Origin of the sequence: Rhizobium sp. 0TCS1.26 (assembly GCF_050455525.1) — a bacterium.
Taxonomy (GTDB): domain Bacteria; phylum Pseudomonadota; class Alphaproteobacteria; order Rhizobiales; family Rhizobiaceae; genus Neorhizobium.
In genome coordinates this window covers 1,287,322-1,310,709 of record NZ_JBCIYV010000002.1, presented here as the reverse complement: position 1 = coordinate 1,310,709, position 23,388 = coordinate 1,287,322, and the positions used below count along the sequence as shown (strand labels likewise).

Here is a 23,388-nt window from a genome sequence, read left to right as displayed (position 1 = left end):
GATTAGGCGAGCGGCAGAAGCTCGGCGACCTTGAACGGCGATCCGCGCTCTTCCTCGACAAACAATGCGAGGTGCTCGATCTGAAGCGGCTGGCCGACGAAGGGGGCGAAGCGCTCCTCGAGGATCGCACGCATCCGCGGCTGGTCGGCGGTCTCGATCGGCCCGGTCAAGGTCATGTGGAAGCGGAACTCGTCAAAGACGTAAGGGTAGCCCCAGCGTTCCAGGTTCTCGCGCTGCCGGGCGGTGAGCCGCTCAGGCTTGCGGCGCGCCATGTCGGCCTCTGAGAGCGGGGCGCGGTAGGGTTCGAAGGCCTGAACGCAGGACGCGCCAAGCTCTGCCACGGCGTGGCATTCCCCATCCGGAACAAGAGCGAAGAAGGGACCCAGCTGGGCCAGCACCAGCCGTGGGATGACGGTTGCCGAAGTCGTCCGGCAGAAGCTGCGGAACGCCTCGTGAAGCGTGTGCGCCTGCATATCGGGGGAAAGCGAGAACGGCGCCTTCAGCGTCGCGTGAAAGCCGTAGCGGCGCGGTTCCGCCGTTGCCGTCAGCCATTGATCGTGGGCGAGATCGGTCTGCGGGACTGAAATCGATGGCTTCGCGTCATCGAAAGCATTGCGTCCAAGCCAGATTGCAGCGGCGCTGGTCAACGGATGTGCTTCGGGTGGAGTAAAATAGACGGCGTAACGCATGCGAAATGTCACCTGATTGAAGCGCCGCATCCGGGTTCAGCCCTGTCGGCTAACCGTCTGCGAGGCAGCGACAGCTAAGCTGCGATCATGACATCGACGTGTCAGCTCAGCCGGATGTGATGGGTGTTAAAGAGGGGGATGCAACGAAATTGATACTCGCTGCGTTGACCGCTCGTAAAAGGAGACAGGATCATGGACGCAACCGTTATCTTCACCACCTTCATTTCGGTCTTTGCCGCCAGCGGCGTTCTGACGGCCTACTGGTACGCCAAGTAAGGGATGCGCCCCGGAAACGACGCGCTTCCCACCATCTTGTGCTGCTCGCTGCCTAGTGAGCGCCGGACATGTCGCCCAGCACCTGCTTGGAAGCGACGGTCGAATCGGCGTTGAGCCGGTAGACCATCGGAACGCCGGTCGCGAGGTTGAGCTTAAGGATTTCCGCCTTGCTCATCCGGTCGAGGACCATCACCAGCGACCGCAGAGAGTTGCCGTGTGCGGCAACCAGAACCTTTTCGCCACGCAGCACGCGCGGCAGGATCTCCGTCAGATAGTAAGGCCAGACCCGTGCACCGGTATCGCGCAGGCTTTCGCCGCCCGGCGGCGGGATGTCGTAGGAGCGGCGCCAGATGTGCACCTGTTCTTCGCCCCACTTTGCGCGCGCGTCATCCTTGTTGAGACCTGAGAGATCACCGTAGTCGCGCTCGTTGAGCGCCACGTCGCGGATCGTCTCGAGGTCGCTCTGGCCGACCTTGTCGAGCACGATCCGGCAGGTCTCCTGCGCACGCTTAAGTTCGGAGGTGAAGGCGATGTCGAACTTGATCCCGGTTGCCGCCAGGGCCACGCCGCCGGAACTCGCTTCCTGCACGCCGAGCTCGGTGAGTTCCGGGTCCTTCCAGCCGGTGAACAGGTTCTTCAGGTTCCAGTCGCTCTGACCGTGGCGAACGAGGACGAGTGTGCCGGTCATGAATTCCTCCAGGAAGGTCTATGATCTGAGAGTTAGCGGGTAAGCCCGAGCACGTCGAGCATCGAGTAGAGGCCGGGCTTTTCCGGCCGTGCCCAGAGAGCGGCGGCAATCGCGCCGCGGGCGAAGATCGAACGATCGAGAGCGCTGTGGGAGAGGGTCACGAGTTCCCCTTCGCCGGCAAGGATCACCGAGTGCTCGCCGATGACCGAGCCGCCGCGCAGCGTCGCAAAGCCGATCGTGCCTTCGCTCCTGGCGCCGGTATGGCCGTCGCGGACCCTCACCGACTGGGCAGCCAGGTCGATCTTGCGTCCGGCGGCGGCGGCTTCGCCCAGCAGCAGAGCCGTGCCGGAAGGCGCGTCGACCTTGTGCTTGTGGTGCATTTCGAGCACTTCGATGTCCCAGCCGCTGGCCGGAAGCGCCTTGGCGGCCTGTTCAACGAGCACGCCGAGCAGGTTGACGCCGAGGCTCATATTGCCGGACTTGACCACCCGCGCATGCCGCGCGGCCGCGGCGATCTTCTCGTTGTCGGCAGTCGAGCAGCCGGTTGTGCCGATGACGTGGACGATGCGTGCCTGAGCGGCAAGTGCTGCAAACTCGACGGAGCCGGCGGGGGAGGTGAAGTCGATGACGCCTTCCGCATGCAGGAAGGCTTCCAGCGGATCGGAAGTGATCGGAACGCCGACGAAGCCGGCGCCGGACAATTCGCCTGCGTCCTTGCCGATGAACGGTGAACCTTCGCGCTCGACGGCGGCATGCAGCCTGACGCCGGGCATCTGCTGGATGACGCGGATAATCGTCTGGCCCATGCGTCCTGCGGCGCCCACGACCACCAGCTTCATGTCATGTTCGCTCATGCGGAAATTTCGGCTCCGTTCTGCGTCCCGTCAGACGGGTGTTTGAAGATTGTTCAGCCGAGCGTAAAGCCCGTCGGGGCGCCGTGCAAGCGCCTCGTGGTTACCCTCCTCGACTACCTGGCCTTCCGCCATGACGATGATCTTGTCAGCCTTGACGACGGTCGACAGGCGGTGCGCGACGACGACCACCGTGCGGCCGTTCATCGCCGTATCGAGTGCCTTCTGGACGGCGGCTTCGGACTCGTTGTCGAGCGCCGACGTCGCTTCGTCAAGCAGCAGGATCGGCGCGTTGCGGACCAGTGCCCGGGCGATCGACAGCCGCTGCCGCTGGCCGCCGGACAGCGTCACGCCGTTCTCGCCAACCGGTGTTTCGTAGCCCTGCGGCTGCGCCATGATGAAGCTGTGCGCATAGGCGAGCCTCGCGGCCTCCTCCACCTCGGCATCGGTAGCTTCCGGGCGGCCGTAGCGAATATTGTCGCGGATCGTTCCCTCGAACAGGTAGGGCTGCTGCGAGACGTAGGCGAGATGACGGCGAAGCGACGACTTGGTGACCTTGGCGATGTCCTGGCCATCGATCAGGATGGCGCCTTCCGCCGGATCGTAAAAACGCGGGATCAGCGAGATGATCGTCGACTTGCCGGCACCCGAAGGGCCGACGAGAGCCGTCGTCTTGCCACCCTCGGCGACGATGTCGACCTGCTTCAGGATCTGGTCGCCGCCGCCGTAGCGGAAGGTCACTCCCTTGAGCTCGATGCGCGCTTCGGTGACCACCAGGTCCCGCGCATTCGGCTCTTCGCGCTGCTGCGGCTGCAGGTCCAGCAGCTCGTAGATCATCCGGGCGTTGACCACGGCGCGTTCCATCTGCACCTGCAGGCGCGCCAGTCGGCGAGCCGGGTCGTAGGCCATCAGAAGCGCCGCGACGAAGGCGAAGAAGGCACCGGGCGGTACGCCGTCGTAGATCGACCGGAAGGCGGCATAGGCCAGCACGCTGGAAATCGACAGGCCTGCGAACGTTTCGGTCAGCGGCGAGGTGCGCTCGGTCAGGCGGGCAATGCGGTTCGCCCGGTTCTCGGCGGCGTCGATGATGCCGTTGACCTTGCGGCTGAGTTCCTTCTCCATCGTGAACGACTTGACGATGGAAATGCCCTGGATGGTTTCCTGCATGGCGCCGACGACGTGGCTGTTCAGCTCCACCGATTCCTTGGTGGCGCTGCGCAGTCGCTTCGATACGTAGCGGAGCGCATAAAGGAGCGGCGGGGCGACGCCGAAGACGATCAGCGACAGGATCGGATCCTTGCTGACCATGACGGCGATCAGTGCCACCAGCGTCAGGAAGTCGCGCGCCGTCGACGTGACGGTGAGGTTCAGCACGTCACGGATGCCGTTGACGTTCTGGCTGATCTGGGCGGCAAGATGCGCGGAGCGGGATTCGCTGTAGAAGCCGACCGACAGGGTCATCAGATGGGCATAAAGCCGGCGCTGGTACTGCGCGACAATGTTGTTGCCGATCTTCGACAGCGTCACGGCCTGGCCGTAGGTGGCAAGGCCACGCAGCACGAAGGCGATGAAGATCGCCCCGCAGATCATCCAGACGAGATCGGCCCGCTTGTTGGCGAACGCCTCGTTGACGACCGATTCCATGATCCAGGCGGTAAAGGCGGTCGACAGCGCGACCACCACCAGACAGGAGATCGCAATCGCATATCCGCCCAGGTGCTCGCGGCCGTTTTCGGCAATGATCCGCTTCAGCACGCCCGTGACGGTGCCGGAATCCACGAGGGACTTGCGCTTCTTCGCTGTGTCGACTGCGTCCAAAAAAGGTCTTCCCTTATCGGTGCGGCAAGATGGCCGCGCGTTGGGGTCTTAACCAGTCGTGCCATCTTTGGCTAGAAGCACCGTTTAGATTCCAGCCGGCTGTTGCATTACTACCCCCGCCAGCGACGTCCGTCCGTCGCCAGTCCGAACTGCTCGGGCGTCCGCGCATAGGACGCCAGTCCCGCGAGTGCCGCCTGCGGATGCGTGACGATGAAGGTGGGAATCTGGCGCATCAGCGCCGTATGCGGTGCCTTGTCCTCGAACGCTGCGCGGAACTCCGGTCGCTTGAGGGCCGGGATGATCTTCTGCGAAATGCCGCCGGCCAGATAGACGCCGCCCTTGGCCATCATGATCAGCGCCATGTCGCCGGCAAGCCGGCCGAGATAGGTGACGAACAGCGTCAGCGTCTCGAACGCCTGCGGGTTGTGGCCGGACAGACCATGCGAGGTGATATCGGCCGGATCGTTGTAGATCGGTTCGATACCGTCGGTCTTGCAGATGGCGCGGTAGAGATTGACGAGGCCGCGACCGCAGAGGATCTGCTCGCCGGCGACGCGTCCCTCGATCCGCTCGATGTTCGGAAAGATCGCAAGATCGCGCTCGCTGCGCGGACCGAGATCGACATGCCCGCCTTCGCCGGGCACCGGAAACCACATGTCGCGGGCATGCACCAGTCCGGCGACCCCGAGGCCGGTGCCGGGCCCGAGCACGACGCGCGAGGCGACCGGGGCATCGGTACGCGGACCGACCGGCATGCGGTCGTCCGGAGACAGCGACGCGATCGCCAGCGCCTGCGCCTCGAAATCGTTGATCACCAGCACGTCGCTGAAGCCCAGCTGTTCGATGAGCCGTCTCGGCCGGACGATCCAGTCGCAATTGGTGAGCGGGATCTCGTCGCCCTCGATGGGGGCGGCCACGGCGAGGATTGCCGATCGCGGCTGCTTGGACGTCTTGTCGAGGACCTCCTGCTGGATGGCCTGGTCGATTGTCTCGAAATCCGCAGTGCGGACATTGGGAAACTGCTGCGGTTCGGCAAGACTGTCGGCCAGAACCCAGAACCGCGCATTCGTTCCGCCGATATCGCCAATCAGGATCGGGAAGGCCAGCGGTGCGTCGCTGTGAAAATCTCTTGCCATCAAGGGGCTCCGTGCGGCGGACTTACTGGAAGTCGACGAGTTTTTCGGCCGTGGCGCGGTTCAGCGCCATCGGGATGTCATAGACGGTGGCAAGCCGCGTCAGCGCCTTGACGTCGACATCGTGCGGCAGGGGCGTGAGCGGATCGGTGAAGAAGATCAGCATGCTGACCTCGCCGGTGGCGATCATCGCGCCGATCTGCTGGTCGCCGCCCAGCGGTCCGCTCTTCAGCCGAGTGACGGAGAGGCTGGGACAGGCTTCCTGCACGCGTCCTCCCGTGGTTCCGGTGGCAACGATGCGGAAACCGGCCAGCACCTTCTCGTGGCGCTGCGCGAACTCCGCCATTTCGGCTTTCTTCTGGTCATGCGCAATGAGCGCGATGCAGGGCTTTTCCGTCACGAGACCTCGTTCCTCGGCTTCTCTCGGGAGGCTCGTTCTCTACACCGAAGGTGTTTCGCAATGGAAGGCTTTAAATCGATTTACGGCCGCAGGATCAATTTGTCGGCCGCGGTCGTGGCTCCGGCGCCGTGTCCGGTAGGACCGGAACCACAGCGGCAGCCGGCACGGCGGTCTCGGGTTCGGCCGGAGACGCCGTCATGGACGCGCGAACCGCAGAGCCGGAGCTGGAACTCGGGGCGGCCAGAACCGCGGCACAGGCCTTCGGCAGGTCCGAAACCATCACAGGCCTTGGCGGCGGCGGTGGCTTGCGATTCGGATCGGGTTTCGGCTTGGCCCAAGGCTCCGGAGTGAACCACCATGCCAGCGACTTGTCGCAGCCGTCGCCGGATGCCACCGGTGCCTGCGGCTTGCAGCTTGCGACGCCCGGCGGACAGGTGAGGCGAATGTGGAAGTGTTCGTCATGGCCGTACATTGGACGGACCTTGCCAAGATCCGAGCGGTCGCCGGTCCAGCTTTCGCAGAGCTTCTTCTTGATCGCCGGATTGACAAAAATCCGCTCGACCTGCGGATAGCTTGCAGCCGTCATCACCAGACGTGCGGAGGTGCTGGTCCAGCGCCGGCTGTCGACAGTCAGGAACTTGCTCTTGTCGAGCATGGAGGTGAAGGGGATGGTCTCGCGCTCTGCAGGCGTCAGGCGCTTGTCTGGCATCGGCGTGAACCAGACATCCACGTCGAGGCCTACCTGATGGGACGCATGTCCCGATGCCATCGGGCCCCCACGCGGTTGCGACATGTCGCCGACCAGGATGCCGTTGCCCCAGCCAAGTCGCACCGCGTCCTGCGACAGCTGTTGCAGCGTCGCGATCGTTTGCGGCATGCCCCAGTGCCTGTTGCGCGACAGGCGCATCGCCTGCCAGTGCGGTCCATCGTCCGGCAGTGCCACGGCGCCGGAAATGCAGCCCTTGGCGTAGGAGCCGACGGGCTGCGGCGCGCCGGCGCTTGGAATAGCCACGGCGCCGAAAGCCTGCTTGGCGGGCTGGTCGGCAACCGCCGGAGCGCCAACCGCGAGTGTCATCAGAAGCCCGAGCGAGGAGATGGTGAGCCGGCGGAGCAAGAAGGGTGGGTTCGGCATCGACTGTCATTTACCTGATTGAGCGCGGCGAAGGCCGTGCAAGCTTGCGCCCGTCAATCTAGACTGATTTGGGCCTGTCGTGAATCCGTCGCGCGCCGATCACGGCGTAACGAAGGCGACGTGATAAAAAGCTTGTGAGACGGTGCGACTGTATTTTGGCCCGCTTTGTCTTATGTTCCTCGACATCGGTCGAACATTACGAGGAAAAGCTGCATGCTCCTGGCGCACCTGCGAACTGGTCTGACGGCGCTCGCCACGATCTCCATGGCCTGGGTGCCGCTGGTCGCCGGGGCCCAGGAGCCGACCTGGCGGCACGCGATCTCGGTGCTCGAGGAGCCCAAACTGCCGCGGGATTTCAAGGCGCTCCCTTACGTGAACGTTGACGCGCCGAAAGGCGGCGAACTGCGCCTGTCGGCGGAAGGCACCTTCGACAGCTTCAATCCGCTGATCGACCGCGGTAGCCCGGCCTTGGGAACGACCCTCGTGTTCGAGACACTGCTCAAGACTTCCGAGAATGAGGTTCTGGCTAGCTACGGACTGCTTGCCGAAGCGGTGGCCGTTCCAGACGACATGTCGTCGGCGAGCTTCCGGCTGCGGCCGGAGGCAAAATGGGCCGACGGACAGCCGGTGACGCCAGAGGACGTGATCTTCAGCTTCGATGCTGCCAAGCAGCACAGCACGCAGCTTGCCAGCTACTACCGTCATGTGACCGCTGCCGAGAAGACCGGCGACCGTGAAGTCACCTTCCGATTCGACGAGAAGAACAACCGCGAGCTTCCCGCCATCGTCGGAGATTTTCCGGTCCTGCCGAAGCACTGGTGGGAGGGCAAGGATGCCCGTGGTCAGCAGCGCGACATTTCACGCACGACGCTGGAGCCGCTGATGGGGTCCGGCGCCTACAAGATCGGCGCCGTGCAGCCAGGCTCGACCATCCGCTACGAGCGCCGCGACGACTATTGGGGCAAGGATCTGCCGATCAACGTCGGGCAGCACAATTTTGCCACCATCAGCTACACCTACTTTGCCGATCCGGACGTCGAGTTCGAAGCCTTCCGCGCCGGCACTGTCGATTATTATCAGGAGAGCAGTTCCAGCCGCTGGGCCACCCGCTACGCATTCGATGCGGTGAAGGACGGCCGGGTGGTGCGCGAGGCGCTTCCCAACCAGTTCCGCGCCACCGGCGTCATGCAGGCCATGGTGCCGAACATGCGCCGCGACATCTTTAAGGACGAGAGGGTTCGCGAGGCGCTGAACTATGCCTTCGACTTCGAGGATTTGAACAAGAACCTCGCCTATGGCGGTCTGAAGCGCGTCGACAGCTTCTTCTGGGGCACTGAACTTGCCTCCTCCGGCCTGCCCCAGGGACGCGAACTCGAAATCCTCGAAGGCATCAAGGACCAGGTGCCGCCGGAGGTCTTCAACAAGCCGTACACAAACCCGGTAGGCGGTGATCCGCAGAAGGTTCGCGACAATTTCCGGCAGGCGATCGCCCTGATGAAGGAGGCCGGCTGGGAGCTGAAGGGCAACCGGATGGTCAACACCAAGACCGGCCAGCCGATGAGCTTCGAAATCCTCCTGAACAGTCCCGCGCTGGAGCGATCGGTGCTGCCCTTCGTCGCCAGCCTGAAGAAAATCGGCATCGATGCCCGCATCCGTACCGTCGACGCCTCGCAATACATCAACCGCATTCGCAGCTTCGACTACGATGTCATCTGGAGTGTCTGGGCGCAGACCATGAACCCCGGCAATGAACAGGCGGACTACTGGGGCTCGCAATCGGTCGGCCGCAATGGATCGCGCAACTATGCGGGGATCGCCGATCCGGCAATCGACACGCTGATCGGGATGATCACGGCGGCACCCAATCGCGACGAACAGGTGGCGGCGGTCAAGGCGATGGACCGAGTCCTGCTCGCCAGGCATTACGTCATGCCGCTGTTCTACACGGGCGAGACCAAGATCGCCTACTGGAACCGGCTTGCGCATCCGCAGACGCTGCCGGAGTATGGCATCGGCTTCCCGGACATCTGGTGGGCGAAGGCGAAGCAGTGACCGCCGGCCTATCCAACGACGGTGAGGGGCCTGGATCTCCTTACGGCGAAGGCGAGAGCGCTTGTGCTAGCCGGTGCAAACAGTCCAAATGAGCGGATCGCTGATTCCCCGATGAGAAGAAGCCAACGAGAGTTGCAATGACCGAGTGCCCGATTTCCAACGAGACCCGCAGCGCTGACGGCTGCCCAGGCGGAGCGCACTGATGGGCGCCTATATCCTGCGGCGCCTGTTGCTGATGATCCCGACGATCGTCGGGATCATGGGGATCTCGTTCCTCGTCGTGCAATTCGCCCCCGGCGGCCCGGTCGAGCAGGTGATCGCCCAGATCCAGGGATCCGACAGTGGTGACAGGCTCGGCGGAAGCTCCGACGTCCAGCAGCTCGGCGGCGGCGATGAAGCGCGCTATCGAGGCGCACAGGGTCTGGATCCGGAGCTGATCGAGCGGCTGGAAAAGCAGTTCGGCTTCGACAAGCCGCCGCTGACGCGCTTCCTCGAGATGATGTGGAACTACGCCCGCTTCGATTTCGGCGAAAGCTTCTTCCGCAATACTTCGGTAATCGAGCTGATCCTCGACAAGCTGCCTGTCTCCATATCGCTCGGTGTCTGGATCCTCTTCGGCTCCTACATGATCTCCATTCCGCTCGGCATCAAGAAGGCCGTCAGCGATGGCTCGGCCTTCGATGTCTGGACCTCCGGGATCATCGTCGTCGGCTATGCGGTGCCAAGTTTCCTGTTCGGCATCCTGCTCATCGTCGTGTTTGCCGGCGGCTCGTTCTTCGACTGGTTCCCGCTGCGCGGCCTCGTCTCCGACAACTGGAGCGAACTGCCCTGGTGGCAGAAGATCCTCGATTATTTCTGGCACCTGACGCTGCCGCTGATCGCCCTGTCGCTGTCGGCCTTCGCCACGACGACGCTGCTGACCAAGAACTCGTTCATCGACGAGATCAAGAAGCAGTATGTGGTGACGGCGCGCGCCAAGGGACTGCCGGAACGGCGCGTGCTCTACGGGCATGTTTTCCGCAATGCCATGCTGATCGTCATCGCCGGCTTCCCTGCCTCGTTCATCTCGGCCTTCTTCACCGGTTCGCTGCTGATCGAGAACATCTTCTCGCTCGACGGCTTGGGCCGTCTCGGCTACCTGGCGATCGTCAACCGCGATTATCCGATCGTCTTCGGCACGCTCTACATCTTCTCGCTACTCGGCCTCGTCGTCAGCCTTGTCTCGGATCTCATCTATACGTGGATCGATCCGCGGATCGATTTTGAAAAGCGGGAGGTATGATGACCTCCAATGCTTCCACCATCGACCGAGACAATCTCGGAGCCGCTCCGCCGCGCAGGCCCTGGCTTGCACCGACGAATATCCGCCGGCTGCAGAACTTCAGGGCCAACCGGCGCGGCTACTGGTCGTTCTGGATTTTCCTCGTGCTGTTCGGGCTGTCGCTCTGCGCCGAGCTGATCGCCAACGATCGGCCGATCCTCGTGTCCTACAAGGGCGAGATCCTGGTTCCGGTAGCGGTGAACTATCCGGAAGAGAAGTTCGGCGGCTTCCTGGCGACCACCGACTACCGTTCCGACTTCATCCAGGAAGAGATCAACAGCAATGGCTGGATGATCTGGCCGCCGATCCGCTACTCCTACCAGACCGTCAACTCGTCCATCCCGCATTCGGCGCCGACCCCGCCCTTCTGGCTGATGGATGCGGGCGAACGCTGCAGCGCTTATCCGCAAGGCGCCGAGGATGTGAATTGCCGGCTCGGCAACCTCAACTGGTTCGGAACCGACGATCAGGCGCGCGACGTGCTCGCCCGGCTGATCTACGGTTTCCGCATCTCGGTGCTGTTCGGCCTGGCCCTCACCATCTGCTCGGCGATCGTCGGCGTTACGGCCGGCGCCATCCAGGGCTTCTTCGGCGGCTGGACCGACCTTCTGATGCAACGCTTCATCGAGATCTGGTCGTCGATGCCGGTTCTCTACATCCTGCTGATCATCGCAGCCATCTTGCCGCCCGGCTTCTTCGTGCTGCTCGGCATCATGCTGCTGTTCGAATGGGTGGGCTTCGTGCATGTCGTGCGCGCCGAATTTTTGCGGGCGAGAAACTTCGAATACGTGCGAGCGGCAAGAGCGCTCGGCGTCGGCGACTGGACGATCATGTTCCGTCACCTTCTGCCCAACGCCATGGTGGCAACGCTGACCTTCCTGCCCTTCATCCTGTCGGGCTCGATCGCCACGCTCACTTCGCTCGACTTTCTCGGCTTCGGCATGCCGCCCGGCTCGCCGTCGCTGGGAGAGATGATCGCTCAGGGCAAGAACAACCTGCAGGCACCGTGGCTGGGTCTGGCGGCGTTCTTCTCCATGTCGATCATGCTGTCGCTGCTGATCTTCATCGGCGAGGCGGTGCGCGACGCTTTCGATCCGCGCAAGACCTTCGGGTGAACCGGATCGTCTTCGGACGCATTTTATGGCAGCATGCTGATTGGCGCAGACAAGGCGGACGAGATGAACAAGATCGTGCGTGAGCACTACCCGGTGGAAAAACTGCCCGAAGACCTGCGCGAAGGTCTTGAGGCGGGCTCGACGGTGCGCGTGGTGGTGGAAGTGGAAGCTGTTAAAGTCGAACAGCGGCCGATGAGCTTTCATGAATCGATGCGGCAGATTGAGGAATATCGTCGGAACAATCCCGAGCGGGTCACTGTCGAGGATGCCGTTCATCGTATTCGTGAACTTCGTGACGAGTGGGACCACTGATGGCGGGCGGTCGCCGTCTTTACCTCGACACGAACGCCCTCATTCTCTTGAACGAAGGAGAGGGAAGAGCGCGCCGTCTACTGGAGCAGGTTGTCACTGTGGCCGCATCCAAACCAAAGCCCATGCTCGTCACCAGTACACTGACTTTGTCGGAACTGCTGGTAAAGCCGTACAGGAACGGGGAAACGCAACTGATCGCGCATACCGTTCCTGGTTCGGCGGTCTTTCATGGATGGAGATCCTTCCTGTTTCGAACGAGGTACTGGATTTGGCTGCTTTCCTGAGAGCCAATCGGCACGCCAGTAAACTGCCCGATGCCATACACGTCTCGTCTGCCTTGGTCGGCGGGGCCACCTGTTTTCTCAGCGCCGACTTTGGCATTGATGGACTTGATGAGGTCGATCATCCCATCCTTGGGCCGCGGCCGATGTCGAAGCTCGACATATGCCGGCTCGACGAACCCTCACTTGCCGCTCTTCTCGAAAGCCTCACCGCATGACCGAAGCACTTCTCTCCGTCCGCGATCTCTCCGTCGCCTTCCATCAGGGGGGCAAGCAGACGCTGGCCGTCGACCGGGTATCCTTCGACATCGCGCCCGGCGAAGTGATGGCTCTGGTCGGCGAGAGCGGTTCGGGAAAGTCGGTGACCGCCAACTCGGTACTGAAGCTTCTGCCCTATCCGTCCGCCAGCCACCCCTCCGGGGAAATCCTGTTTGGCGGCGCAGATCTGTTGAAAGCCACCGAGCCGCAACTCCGCAAGGTGCGCGGCAACGATGTCACGATGATTTTTCAGGAGCCGATGACGTCGCTCAACCCGCTGCACACGATCGAGAGGCAGGTTGGCGAAATCGTCGAACTGCATCAGGGGATGGCTGGCGAGGCGGTTGGCGAGCGTATCCTCGAACTGCTGCACCAGGTCGGCATTCGTGACCCGGAAAAGCGGCTGAAGGCCTATCCTCACGAACTCTCCGGTGGCCAGCGACAGCGCGTCATGATCGCCATGGCCCTCGCCAACCGCCCGAAACTGCTGATCGCCGACGAACCGACGACAGCGCTCGACGTAACGGTGCAGGCGCAGATCCTCGAACTGCTGAAGCGGTTGCAGGTCGAGTACGGCATGTCCATTCTCTTCATCACCCATGATCTCGGCATTGTGCGGCGGTTTGCAGACAGGGTCTGCGTCATGACCAAGGGCAAGATCGTCGAACGGGGTACCGTCGAGGAGGTGTTCAGCGCCCCCCAGCACGACTACACCCGTCACCTGCTTGCCTCCGAACCACGCGGCGAACCGCCATCGGCAGATCCGTCGAGACCCGTGGTCATCGAAGGCCGCGACGTCCGCGTCTGGTTTCCGGTAAAGGCCGGCTTCATGCGCCGGGTAGTCGATCACGTGAAGGCGGTCGACGGCATCGATGTGACGTTGCGCGCCGGCGAGACCGTCGGCGTGGTCGGCGAATCCGGCTCCGGCAAGACGACGCTTGGTCTTGCGCTTACCCGGCTGATCTCGTCGCAGGGTCAGATCGCCTTCATAGGAAAGGACATAGGCTCCTACAGCTTCAAGCGCATGCGACCGCTGCGCGACAGGCTGCAGGTGGTCTTCCAGGACCCTTACGGCTCGCTCAGCCCGCGCATGTCGGTCGGAGAGATCATTGCCGAGGGTCTGAAGGTGCATCAGCCCAACCTGTCGTCGGCCGAACGGGACCTGGCGGTGGCCGGTGCGCTGGACGAGGTCGGCCTCGACCCCGCCACGCGCTGGCGTTATCCGCACGAATTCTCCGGCGGCCAGCGGCAACGCATCGCCATTGCCCGGGCGATGGTGCTGAAGCCGCGGTTCGTGATGCTCGACGAGCCGACCTCCGCTCTCGACATGACGGTTCAGGCGCAGGTGGTCGACCTGCTGCGCGACCTGCAGCGCAAGCATGATCTCGCCTATCTGTTCATCAGCCACGACTTGAAGGTGGTGAAGGCGCTCGCAAACCACGTGATCGTCATGCGCGCCGGCAAGGTGATGGAGGAGGGGCCGTCGGAGCAGATCTTCGGCGCGCCGCAGAACGAATACACGCGCGCCCTGATGGCTGCCGCCTTCAACATGAAGGCGATCGCAACCGGTGCCATCGCGCAGTAGTCGCCATTAGGCAGGTCGCCGTTACGGGAACAAACCCGAAGATTTCCCGTTGCCTTGCAGGAGACGCGGGGCCGATGCCGCGCGACGAGAGGAGTAACGCGCATGAACAGCCGTATCGATCCCACCGAGACCACGCCCGCACATTTGCAGGATCCGAACTTCACCCGCAGCGCGACGCGCCCGGTGGAACAGGCCGAGCGTCCCATGAGCCCCACGGAAGCCCGCCAGGGCCGACGCGGCATGCCCGTCTTCATGGTGCTGGTCTGTGGCCTCGTGCTCGCCATGGTCGCCTGGGGAGCCGCAGAATGGTGGGGACAGTCGACGGAACCGCCGGCCGAACAGACGGCAACGCCGCCCGCCGGATCGACGACCCCGGCCAATCCCAACGCTCAGCCCTCGGCCAATCCCTGACGCTTCTAGGTCGCCAGCGGCTCAATCGATTTAAGCGGTCTGTGTCTGGACTTTGCTCCGGCTTTTTTCGATAACGTCCGAGAGGTTCCCTGCGTGGGAGCCTCCGTCGTAACGAAGCCCCCTCCCGGGAGGAGTGTGGGCAGAGGCAGCCATGGCAACGAAGACCGATATCGCGAAACGTGTCTATAATCACACGTGGAAGCTGGATCCCATCGTCCGCAGCCTGATCGATACGGACTTCTACAAGCTTCTGATGCTGCAGATGATCTGGAAGCTGCATCCGGATACGGATGTGACGTTTTCGCTGATCAACCGCACCAAGACGGTGCGGCTGACCGACGAAATCGACGAGGCCGAGCTTCGCGATCAGCTCGATCACGCCCGGACGCTCCGGCTCTCCAAGAAGGAGATGATCTGGCTTGCCGGTAACAGCTTCTACGGCAAGGAGCAGATCTTCGAACCTGACTTCCTTGCCTGGCTGTCGAGATACCAGTTGCCGGAATACGAGCTGTCGAAGCGCGACGGCCAGTATGAGTTGACGTTCCACGGCCGTTGGACCGATACCACCATGTGGGAGATCCCGGCGCTTGCCATCATCAACGAGCTGCGCTCGCGCTCGGCGATGCGGAGCCTCGGACCATTCACGCTCGACGTTCTCTATGCACGCGCCAAGGCGAAGATGTGGGCGAAGGTCGAGCGTCTGCAGGCTCTGCCGGGTCTCAGGATTTCGGATTTCGGAACCCGCCGTCGCCACAGCTTCCTGTGGCAGCGCTGGTGTGTCGAGGCGCTGAAGGAAGGGATCGGCCCGGCCTTTACCGGCACCAGCAACGTCCTGCTTGCGATGGATTCGGATCTGGAAGCCGTCGGCACCAATGCGCACGAACTGCCGATGGTGATGGCGGCACTTGCCAACAGTGACGCGGAGCTGCGCGCCGCACCCTACCAGGTGCTTAAGGAGTGGAACCGCCTCTACGGCGGTAACCTGCTGGTCGTTCTCCCGGATGCATTCGGCACGGCCTCCTTCCTGCGCGACGCGCCGGAATGGGTGGCCGACTGGACTGGTTTTCGGCCAGATAGCGCGCCGCCGATCGAGGGCGGTGAACGGATCATCGCCTGGTGGAAGAAGATGGGTCGTGATCCGAGGCAGAAGCTGCTGGTGTTTTCCGACGGGCTGGACGTCGATGCGATCATCGATACCTACCGGCACTTCGAGGGCCGCGTCCGCATGGGCTTTGGCTGGGGTACCAATCTCACCAACGACTTTGCCGGTTGCGCCCCGAGTGAAATCGATGGGCTGAAGCCGATCTCGATCGTCTGCAAGGTCAGCGAAGCCAATGGGCGCCCCGCCGTCAAGCTTTCAGATAATCCACGCAAGGCGACCGGCGACCCTGCGGAAGTTCAGCGCTACCTGCGCTTCTTCGGACAGGAGGATCGCGTGGAGCAGGCTGTTCTCGTCTGACAAGGCAATAGGGTCAAGGTCATCAACTAAACAACTGTTGACAACGAAAACAGTTGTTGGGAGAAGGTGTCCAAGATTGCGTGGGACACGACTTTGATGGACGATCTCGGTTCGCAGGAAATATCGGTACTGAAGATCATCCGGGACAATCCGTTCGCCGGTCAGCAGGAGATCGCAGCGGCTTTGGGCCTGGCGCGGTCGACGGTGGCGGCGCACGTGTCTCAGCTGGTGCAGAAGGGCTATGTGCTCGGGCGCGGCTATCTTCTCCCGGAACCGAAACGTGCCGTCCTGATCGGCGGCGCGGTGTTTGATCGGAAGTATCGGGCGCGCGAGCCGGTGGTGATGGAAACCTCCAATCCGGTGGACAGTACGCGCAGCTTCGGCGGCGTCGCCCGCAACGTGGCAGAAAATCTGGCGCTTCTCGGCACGCCCACCAGCTTCGTCTCGCTCGTCGGCGAGGACGAGACAGGGGCATCGATTCTTGCGCATCTGCGCGAGCGTGGCGTCGATGTCAGCCAGGTGGTGACCACGCGTGAGCGACAGACGGCCGAATATGCGGCGATCCTCGACCCGAAGGGCGATCTGGTCATGGGCATTGCCGACATGGGGATCTTCGATCTCCTGCGTCCAGACCACATTGATCGCGCCTGGGCGCATCTTGCATCGGCCTCGCTGGTATTTGCCGACTGCAATCTGCCTGCCGATACGCTCGCCTACCTCGTTTCCCGCCGGCAGGGCGCCCGCTTCCAGCTGGCGGTCGATGCCGTTTCGACCCACAAGGTGGGCCGCCTGCCGGAGGATCTGACGGGAATAGACCTGTTGTTCATGAACATCGACGAGGCCAACAGCCGGCTCGGCCGCAGCGGCCATACGTCTCTTGATGATGCGGCCGATGCCGCACTCCGGCTTGCCGGTCAGGGAGCTGGCAACGTCGTCGTCACCATGGGTGCGCGCGGCATGGCCGTTGCCGCTGAGAGCAACGTCCGGACGTTTGCCGCCGTTGCTGCAAACGCCATCGACATGACGGGCGCCGGGGATGCCATGATCGCCGGCGCGCTCCACGGTCTTCTCGCAGAACAGGATGTCTACGAGGCAGCCCGCCTCGGCAGCCTGCTCGGGGCGCTCACCACAGAAACCTCGGCAAGCGTCCACCCCGAACTCTCGCAACATTTTCTGCAGGCCCATGCACACCGGCTTGCACACCAGGAAGGATGAACCGATGACCCTGCTACGTCCAAAGCTGAGCCGTGAAGTGCAAGAGGCGCTTGCCGCCGGCGGCCCGGTGGTGGCTCTGGAATCGACCATCATCACCCACGGCATGCCCTATCCGGCGAATGTCGAAACGGCACTTGCCGTGGAAGCGGTGGTCCGCGAGAACGGTGCCGTTCCGGCAACGATCGCCGTGGTCGACGGGGAGCTGCGGGCCGGGCTGGAGAGCGACGAACTGGAAGCGCTGGCGCAGGCCAAGGGCATCGTCAAGGCGTCCGGCAGGGATCTCGCGGTCGCCATGGTGCGCAAGGCTTCCGCCGGCACGACGGTCTCGGCAACCATGCTGCTCGCCGACCTGGCCGGTATCGAGATTTTCGCCACGGGTGGTGTCGGCGGCGTTCACCGCGGGGCGGAACAGACCTTCGACATCTCGGCGGACCTGACGGAACTTGGCCGTACGAAGACGGCTGTCGTCTGTGCCGGCGTTAAGTCTATCCTCGATATTGCCAAGACGCTCGAATATCTGGAAACCCAGCGCGTTCCGGTGATTGCCTATGGCACGGAGGATTTTCCGGCCTTCTTCACCCGCACCAGCGGCTACAAGGCGGATCACCGGCTGGATACGCCGGAAGAGATCGCCGAGGCCATGCACCTTCATCACCGTCTCGGCACCGGAACCGGGCTGCTGATCGCCAATCCGATCCCGCAGGACGCGGCCCTCACGGCCGATTTCATCGATGGAACGATTGCCGATGCGGTGCGTGAAGCTGAACAGCGCGGTATCGGCCGCAAGGAGCTGACGCCCTTCCTGCTGTCTCGCATCAACGAGTTGTCGAACGGCGAAAGCCTGAAGGCAAACATTGCGCTGGTGAAGAACAATGCAGCGCTCGCGGCCCGCATGGCGGTCGCCTATGCGGCAATCAAGAAGGCCAACGGCTGACGGCGTCGCCGTCGGCCACTGCCCGCTGAAGCAGGTTCTCTCCGCATTCCGGAGCGAACCTCATCCAAGCCTCAGGCCTCGTGCGGCAGACGCTGCAGCCGTTCAGTCAGCAGCGCATAGAAGCCGTCGGCATCGACGTCGCGCATGAACGTCGCGTTCTTTGGCCGCTGGGTGACGCCCCACCAGTCGGCGACGGTCATGCCCTTGGTGAGCTCCGACTTCGTCTCGATTTCGACGTTGCAAAGCCGGCCCGCATAGAGTTCCGGCTTGATCAGGTAGGCGATGACGTTCGGATCGTGCAGCGGCCCGCCGTCGGTGCCGTACTTTGCCTCGTCGAACCTCTCGAAGAATTCCAGCCAGCCGACGACGGCATCCGAAAGCCGCGTGCCGAGCGCCTTCACGGCGGCAACCCGCGCGGAAGTTGTCAGCGTCTTGTGGGTCACATCGAGCGGCATGAGGACGATCGGCGCGCCGCAGCCCAGCACGATCTCGGCTGCCCGCGGGTCGACGTAGATGTTGAATTCCGCCGCCGGCGTCACGTTGCCGCCTTCGAACAGGCCGCCGCCCATCGACACGATCTGCTTGATCCGTCCGGCGATCGCCGGCTCGCGGGCAAGCGCGGTCCCGAGATTGGTCATCGGCCCGAGCGTGCAGATGGTCACGGTCCCCGGCGCATTGGCCATGACCGTCTCGATGATGAATTCGACGCCGTGCTGCGCTTGCAGCGGCATCGTCGGCTCCGGCAGGTCGGCGCCGTCCATGCCGGTTGCCCCGTGGACGTATTCGGCCGTGAACAGGCTGCCTTCCATCGGCCCTTTGCAGCCCGAAAACACCCGCACATCCGGCCGTCCGGCCAGTTCGCAGATCTTGCGGATGTTCTTCGATGTCAGCGACAGCGGAACGTTACCGGCGGCCGCGACGATGCCGAGCACCTCGACCTCGGGGCTTGCCAGCGCAAGCAGGATCGCCAGCGCATCGTCCTGGCCGGGGTCCGTGTCGATGATGATCTTCTGGGTCATGGATGTCGGTCCTCTTAGCGTGGCAAGGCGATGCGATACAACATGGCTTTGCCATGCAGAACAGCGAGCGGCAAGCAGGAAGCCGACGCTTTGACCTATGCTCCCTGCGGTTCTCGGCGCTTCTGAAAGAACCGAACCGCATCGCATGCGTAGTGATCTGTAAAAACGGAGGCTACGATGACCGACACACCCGCATCCCTCTCCGGCGAGGGCGAAGTCGCCTGGATTACCGGCGCCAGTTCCGGAATCGGCAGGGCCGTCGCGATCCGGCTCGCCGACGAAGGCTGGCGCGTCGCGGTCAGTGCCAGAAACGCTGAAAAGCTGGCGCAGCTGCAGGCCGAACTGCCGGGTCGCATCTTTCCCTTCCCGCTCGACGTCACAGATCGCGCCGCAGCCGTCGCAACCGGTGCGGCGATCCGCAACAGCCTGGGGCCGATCGATCTGGCGCTGTTTTCCGCCGGCAGCTACAAGCGCGACAGCGTCACGCATTTTGACAGCGGCGATCTGGCCGACACCTTCATGCTCAACGTGATCGGCACGGGCCATACGTTGGAAGCGGTCATCCCCGACATGGTGACGCGTCGCCGTGGCGAGATCGCCGTCGTCGCGTCGGTCGCAGGTTACGTCGGCCTGCCGGGTGGGGGCTTCTACGGCGCCTCCAAGGCGGCACTCAACACTCTCTGTGAGGCGCTGTATCCGGAACTCGAGCGCGAGGGCGTCCGGTTGCGGATCATCAATCCGGGCTTCGTCGACACGCCGCTGACGCAGAAGAACGATTTCCCGATGCCCTTCCTGATTTCCGTCGACGAGGCAGCCGACGCGATCATCAAGGGCCTGAAGAGCAACCGCTTCGAGATCATCTTTCCGTGGAAGATGGCGGTGTCGATCAAGACCCTGCGCGCCCTTCCGCGAAGCCTGCGCTTCATGATCACTCGCCGGATGGTCCGTCGCTGACGCTCCGCCCGCTGACAGGCCGCCCCGCGCCTGACGTGGCGGTCAGGCTGCCGGGCTCTGCAGCCTGAACTGCGCCACGTCGATGCGGCCGTTGCGAAAGCCTGCGGCGCAGTAATGCAGGTAGTAGTGCCAGGTACGGAAGAAGCGCTCGTCGAAACCGAGCGGCGCGATCTTTCCCCACGTCGCCTGAAAAGCGCGGTCCCAGGCGAGCAGCGTGCGCTCGTAATCCAGCCCGAAGCGCAGGCAGTCGCGCACCTTCAGATGCGCCTTCTCGGCGATCTCGCCGAAGCCGCTGACGGTCGGCAGCATGCCGCCGGGAAAGATGTAGGTCTGGATGAAGTCTGCGTGCCGGCGGTAGTGCTGGAAGCGGCCTTCGTCGATGGTGATAACCTGGATCATCGCTTGGCCGCCCGGCACCAGCAGGTCTCGCACACGGTCGAAATAGATCGGCCAGTGCTCTTCGCCGACCGCTTCGAACATTTCGATCGAGACGATCTTGGTGAACCGTCCGCGGCAATCGCGGTAGTCCTCGAGGCGGATGTCTGACCGATCGGAAAGCCCGGCTTCGGCAAGCCTCCGCGTCGCGAAGAAAGCCTGCTCCTTGGAAAGTGTCAGGCCGGTTACCCTGCATCCGGTCTCACGGATTGCCTGCTCCATGAAGCCGCCCCAGCCGCAGCCGATCTCCAGCACGTGATCGTCCGGGCCGATGCCGAGCTCGCGGATGATGCGGCCGTATTTCTCCCGCTGCGCCTCTTCGAGGCTTGCATCCGCCGCCGGGTAGATGCCGGAGGAATAGGTCATCGAACGGTCGAGCCAGTGCCGGTAGAACTCGTTGCCGAGATCGTAATGGAAAGCGATGTTGCGGCGGCTGCCGGCCTTCGAATTTCTGCGCAGCCGATGTCTCAGGCGCGCGATGCTGGCGATCAGCGCCATCGGCTTTGCAAGCCTTGACCAGTCTGCTTCGTTGGTGATCGCAAGGTCTAGAACCTTGCCGAGATCAGGGCTGGACCAGTCGCCGTCCATGTAGGAGCGGGCAAAGCCAAGGCTTCCGCCGGTAACGATACGCCGCAGCACGCGCGGCCGGTTGAAGCGGACGGTTGCGGCCGGACCGGTCGCACCGCTGCCGAAGTGATGCTCGCGGCCGCTCGGGAAGATCACCGTCAGTCGGCCATGCCGTGTGCGCGCCAGCATCCGGCAGATCATCCGCTCCCAAAGGGGAGCGTCCTGTTCGACGAGGAGCGGATTTCCGTGGTCTGCATGCGTCATGCGGTGCTTCCTTGCTCAGACAGCAGTTTCGACGGAGCTGGCGATCGGCTTGGCTGCCGGCCGATGGCGATGGATGGGGACGCCCTTTCGCCACAGCCGGAAGGCCTCCCAGTGGATGCCGGCAACCACCTTCAACGTCATCAGCGGGTAGGTCACGAGCATCTTCAGGAGCCCACGATCGTCGAGCGGCTTGCGCCTGCCGGCGAAGCCCGCAAACAGCAGCGGTCCATCGGCATCCCGCTCATGGATGTCGATCCGGACGCGTTCGCCCGGCGGAGTGATGTCGAAATCATAGGTGCAGTCCATCGGCACGAAGGGCGAGACATACATGGCCTTGGCACAGGAATGACGGACCGCGCCGTCGGATGCTCCCGCGGCCGGAATGATGTAGGTGTGGCGTTCCTTGAACGTGTTGCAGACCTCGTAGAGCAGGGCCAGCAGCCTGCCATCGGGATCCTCGCAGAAGTAGATCGTCAGGGGATTGAAGACGTAGCCAAACATCCGTGGATAGCAGAGGATGCGGATCCGGGTGTCGGTCTTGTCTATCCCCACCTGGCGCAGATGGCCCTCGACCCATGTGCGAAGCGCGCCGGTCTCGCCGGATCCGTGATCCTTGTCCCAGAAGCTGAACACGCCGCGGCGATTATAGCCGAACAGCTTCAGCGAGCGGTCGAGGTTTTCGACGTCGTCGAGATCGATGAGCATCGAAAAGACGCGGTAGCGCAGGCTGTGCCGCTTCGGGCGTTGGCGCGCATGCACGACTGTGCCGGCATAGAGGGCGGAGGTGCCGCTCATTCGGCTGCAGCCAGAAGCGGTTGCGCGTAGATCCGGCCGGATTCGTCCGCGACATTCCACGGCCGGCGCGTGCCGGTCAGCGCTTCGGCGACGGCGAGCCCCGCCTGCAGCCCATCCTCGTGGAAGCCGCTGCCGAAATGCGCGCCGCAGAACCAGGTGTTGCGGCGGCCCTGCAGCTCCCAGATCTGTTTTTGTGCGGCCATCGCCGCGGTATCGAAAAGCGGATGCGTGTAGTGGTAGGTGCCGATGATCCGGTCTTCGGCAATCTCGCGGCAGGGGTTGAGCGTGACGAACAGCGGGTGCTGCTGCGGAAGGTTCTGCAGGCGGTTCATCCAGTAGGTGACGCAGAGCGGGGTCTCTTCGTCCTGGCGCTTGCCGCCGATGTAGTTCCAGCTCGACCACACGCTCTTGCGCTTCGGCATCAGCCGCTCGTCGGAATGCAGGATGGCGACGTTGTCGGTGTAGCGGAAGGCGCCCAGCAGTTCGCGTTCCATGGGATCGGCATCCTCGAGAAGCCGCAAAGCCTCGTCGGCGTGCGAGGCGATGATCACGTCGTCGAACAGATCCTGCTGGCCGTGGATGTCGGTCACCAGAACCTTGCCGGTCGCCTGGCGCGAGATTTTTGCAACCCCGCAGCCGAGGCGGATCTCGCCGGCAAAGGCGTCGGCAAGCTTTTGAACGTATTGGCGGCTGCCGCCGGACACCGTTCGCCAGCGCGGCCTGCCGGAGAGCAGGATCAGCCCATGATGGACGAAGAAGCGGACGAAGGCGCCGAGCGGATAAGAGCGCATGTCCGACGTCGTCATCGACCAGATTGCGGCACCCATCGGCAGCAGGTGATCGTCGATGAAGGCTTTCGAGTAGCGCTCCCTGTCCAGATAGTCGCCGAGCGTCATGGTGTCGAGATCGGCCTTCTGCATCAGCGTCTCGGCCGCCCGGTAAAATCGCAGGACATCCGACAGCATGCGCCAGAAGCGCGGGCGGGCGGCATTGCTACGCTGGCCGATCAGGCCCTTCAGTCCGGTGCCGGAATATTCGAAGGCGCCATCGTCGATCGATGCCGCGAACGACATTTCGGAAGCCTCCGTCGCGACGCCCAGATGGTCAAACAGCGCAACCAGGTTCGGATAGTTCTTGTCGTTGAAGACGATGAAGCCGGTATCGACCTCTAGGTCGCCCGTCGGGGTGGGAACGCTTGCGGTGTTCGCATGGCCGCCAAGCCGTGTTGCGGCTTCGTACAGGACCACCTTATGTGCTGATGCGGAAAGCCAGGCGGCCGAAAGTCCGCTGATGCCCGAGCCAACAACGGCGATACGGCGATTTTCCGACTGACCTGAAACCATTGTCCATTTCCGTTGTTTGTTCGGGTTTTGTCGTTACGCAGCAGAAACGCAAACGGATTTGCAGAAATTCCGCTTTTCTGG

22 protein-coding genes are annotated in these 23,388 nt (G+C 63.2%); 11 read left to right on the top strand and 11 right to left on the bottom strand.

All coding sequences use genetic code 11. From position 1 onward, the window contains the following. Positions 1–2: 2 nt before the first annotated feature. The 7 genes from AAIH46_RS13645 to mepA all read right to left on the bottom strand — a co-directional run bounded on the left by AAIH46_RS13645 (position 3) and on the right by mepA (position 6,987). Complete coding sequence (locus AAIH46_RS13645; protein ID WP_430306413.1) at positions 3–689, bottom strand: DUF1045 domain-containing protein; 687 nt, start codon at positions 687–689, stop codon at positions 3–5. Positions 690–1,017: 328 nt separating this feature from the next. Further along, positions 1,018–1,653 (bottom strand): 2,3-bisphosphoglycerate-dependent phosphoglycerate mutase, encoded by a 636-nt coding sequence (locus tag AAIH46_RS13640; protein WP_430306412.1) that lies wholly within the window; start codon positions 1,651–1,653, stop codon positions 1,018–1,020. Positions 1,654–1,685: 32 nt separating this feature from the next. Beyond that, on the bottom strand, positions 1,686–2,507 hold the full coding sequence (gene dapB / locus AAIH46_RS13635) for a 4-hydroxy-tetrahydrodipicolinate reductase (protein ID WP_430306411.1): 822 nt from the start codon (positions 2,505–2,507) through the stop codon (positions 1,686–1,688). A 30-nt stretch (positions 2,508–2,537) separates the two neighbouring features. After that, positions 2,538–4,322 (bottom strand): ABC transporter ATP-binding protein, encoded by a 1,785-nt coding sequence (locus tag AAIH46_RS13630; RefSeq protein ID WP_430306410.1) that lies wholly within the window; start codon positions 4,320–4,322, stop codon positions 2,538–2,540. Positions 4,323–4,432: 110 nt separating this feature from the next. Further along, positions 4,433–5,458 (bottom strand): glucokinase, encoded by a 1,026-nt coding sequence (locus AAIH46_RS13625; protein ID WP_430306409.1) that lies wholly within the window; start codon positions 5,456–5,458, stop codon positions 4,433–4,435. Between the two features lie 22 nt (positions 5,459–5,480). Further along, positions 5,481–5,855 carry a methylglyoxal synthase gene (locus tag AAIH46_RS13620; protein ID WP_430306408.1) on the bottom strand — a complete coding sequence of 125 codons (375 nt, stop codon included), beginning with the start codon at positions 5,853–5,855 and terminating at the stop codon, positions 5,481–5,483. Between the two features lie 94 nt (positions 5,856–5,949). Beyond that, on the bottom strand, positions 5,950–6,987 hold the full coding sequence (mepA, locus tag AAIH46_RS13615; RefSeq protein ID WP_430306407.1) for a penicillin-insensitive murein endopeptidase: 1,038 nt from the start codon (positions 6,985–6,987) through the stop codon (positions 5,950–5,952). Between the two features lie 213 nt (positions 6,988–7,200). Here mepA and AAIH46_RS13610 point away from each other — a divergent pair, with 213 nt between their 5' ends. From AAIH46_RS13610 to AAIH46_RS13565, 10 genes are all read left to right on the top strand, one after another. After that, positions 7,201–9,039 (top strand): extracellular solute-binding protein, encoded by a 1,839-nt coding sequence (locus AAIH46_RS13610; RefSeq protein WP_430306406.1) that lies wholly within the window; start codon positions 7,201–7,203, stop codon positions 9,037–9,039. A 202-nt stretch (positions 9,040–9,241) separates the two neighbouring features. Continuing rightward, entirely contained in the window at positions 9,242–10,321 is a 1,080-nt protein-coding gene (locus AAIH46_RS13605; RefSeq protein ID WP_430306405.1) for a microcin C ABC transporter permease YejB, read from the top strand. After that, on the top strand, positions 10,321–11,475 hold the full coding sequence (locus AAIH46_RS13600; protein WP_430306404.1) for an ABC transporter permease: 1,155 nt from the start codon (positions 10,321–10,323) through the stop codon (positions 11,473–11,475). The genes AAIH46_RS13605 and AAIH46_RS13600 overlap by 1 nt, the downstream gene beginning before the upstream one ends. Positions 11,476–11,538: 63 nt before the next feature. Further along, complete coding sequence (locus AAIH46_RS13595) at positions 11,539–11,787, top strand: hypothetical protein (RefSeq protein ID WP_430306403.1); 249 nt, start codon at positions 11,539–11,541, stop codon at positions 11,785–11,787. Positions 11,788–12,019: 232 nt separating this feature from the next. Then, a complete protein-coding gene (locus tag AAIH46_RS13590; protein WP_430306402.1) occupies positions 12,020–12,286 on the top strand; it encodes a hypothetical protein in 267 nt (88 codons plus the stop codon). Further along, positions 12,283–13,911 carry an ABC transporter ATP-binding protein gene (locus AAIH46_RS13585; protein ID WP_430306401.1) on the top strand — a complete coding sequence of 543 codons (1,629 nt, stop codon included), beginning with the start codon at positions 12,283–12,285 and terminating at the stop codon, positions 13,909–13,911. The genes AAIH46_RS13590 and AAIH46_RS13585 overlap by 4 nt, the downstream gene beginning before the upstream one ends. A gap of 102 nt (positions 13,912–14,013) precedes the next feature. Continuing rightward, positions 14,014–14,322, top strand: a complete 309-nt coding sequence (locus AAIH46_RS13580; protein WP_430306400.1) for a hypothetical protein — start codon at positions 14,014–14,016, stop codon at positions 14,320–14,322. Between the two features lie 151 nt (positions 14,323–14,473). After that, positions 14,474–15,781, top strand: coding sequence for a nicotinate phosphoribosyltransferase (gene pncB / locus AAIH46_RS13575; protein WP_430306399.1), 1,308 nt, complete (start codon positions 14,474–14,476; stop codon positions 15,779–15,781). Positions 15,782–15,877: 96 nt separating this feature from the next. Continuing rightward, positions 15,878–16,996: a carbohydrate kinase gene (locus AAIH46_RS13570; protein WP_430306398.1), complete on the top strand. Its 1,119-nt coding sequence runs from the start codon at positions 15,878–15,880 to the stop codon at positions 16,994–16,996. Between the two features lie 4 nt (positions 16,997–17,000). Further along, positions 17,001–17,930 (top strand): pseudouridine-5'-phosphate glycosidase, encoded by a 930-nt coding sequence (locus AAIH46_RS13565; RefSeq protein ID WP_430306397.1) that lies wholly within the window; start codon positions 17,001–17,003, stop codon positions 17,928–17,930. Between the two features lie 71 nt (positions 17,931–18,001). Here AAIH46_RS13565 and AAIH46_RS13560 read toward each other — a convergent pair whose 3' ends face one another. Next, positions 18,002–18,949, bottom strand: coding sequence for a nucleoside hydrolase (locus AAIH46_RS13560; RefSeq protein WP_430306396.1), 948 nt, complete (start codon positions 18,947–18,949; stop codon positions 18,002–18,004). A 177-nt stretch (positions 18,950–19,126) separates the two neighbouring features. Between AAIH46_RS13560 and AAIH46_RS13555 the strand changes: the two genes are divergently transcribed. Then, complete coding sequence (locus AAIH46_RS13555) at positions 19,127–19,903, top strand: SDR family NAD(P)-dependent oxidoreductase (protein ID WP_430306395.1); 777 nt, start codon at positions 19,127–19,129, stop codon at positions 19,901–19,903. 42 nt (positions 19,904–19,945) lie between these two features. On the opposite strand, the gene AAIH46_RS13550 is transcribed toward AAIH46_RS13555, so the two are convergent. Genes AAIH46_RS13550 through AAIH46_RS13540 form a run of 3 tightly spaced genes read right to left on the bottom strand, consistent with a single transcriptional unit; the run spans position 19,946 to position 23,307 of the window. Further along, positions 19,946–21,169 carry a class I SAM-dependent methyltransferase gene (locus tag AAIH46_RS13550; RefSeq protein WP_430306394.1) on the bottom strand — a complete coding sequence of 408 codons (1,224 nt, stop codon included), beginning with the start codon at positions 21,167–21,169 and terminating at the stop codon, positions 19,946–19,948. 15 nt (positions 21,170–21,184) lie between these two features. Beyond that, a complete protein-coding gene (locus AAIH46_RS13545) occupies positions 21,185–21,964 on the bottom strand; it encodes a DUF1365 domain-containing protein (RefSeq protein WP_430306392.1) in 780 nt (259 codons plus the stop codon). After that, a complete protein-coding gene (locus AAIH46_RS13540; protein ID WP_430306391.1) occupies positions 21,961–23,307 on the bottom strand; it encodes an NAD(P)/FAD-dependent oxidoreductase in 1,347 nt (448 codons plus the stop codon). The genes AAIH46_RS13545 and AAIH46_RS13540 overlap by 4 nt, the downstream gene beginning before the upstream one ends. Between the last annotated feature and the right edge of the window lie 81 nt (positions 23,308–23,388).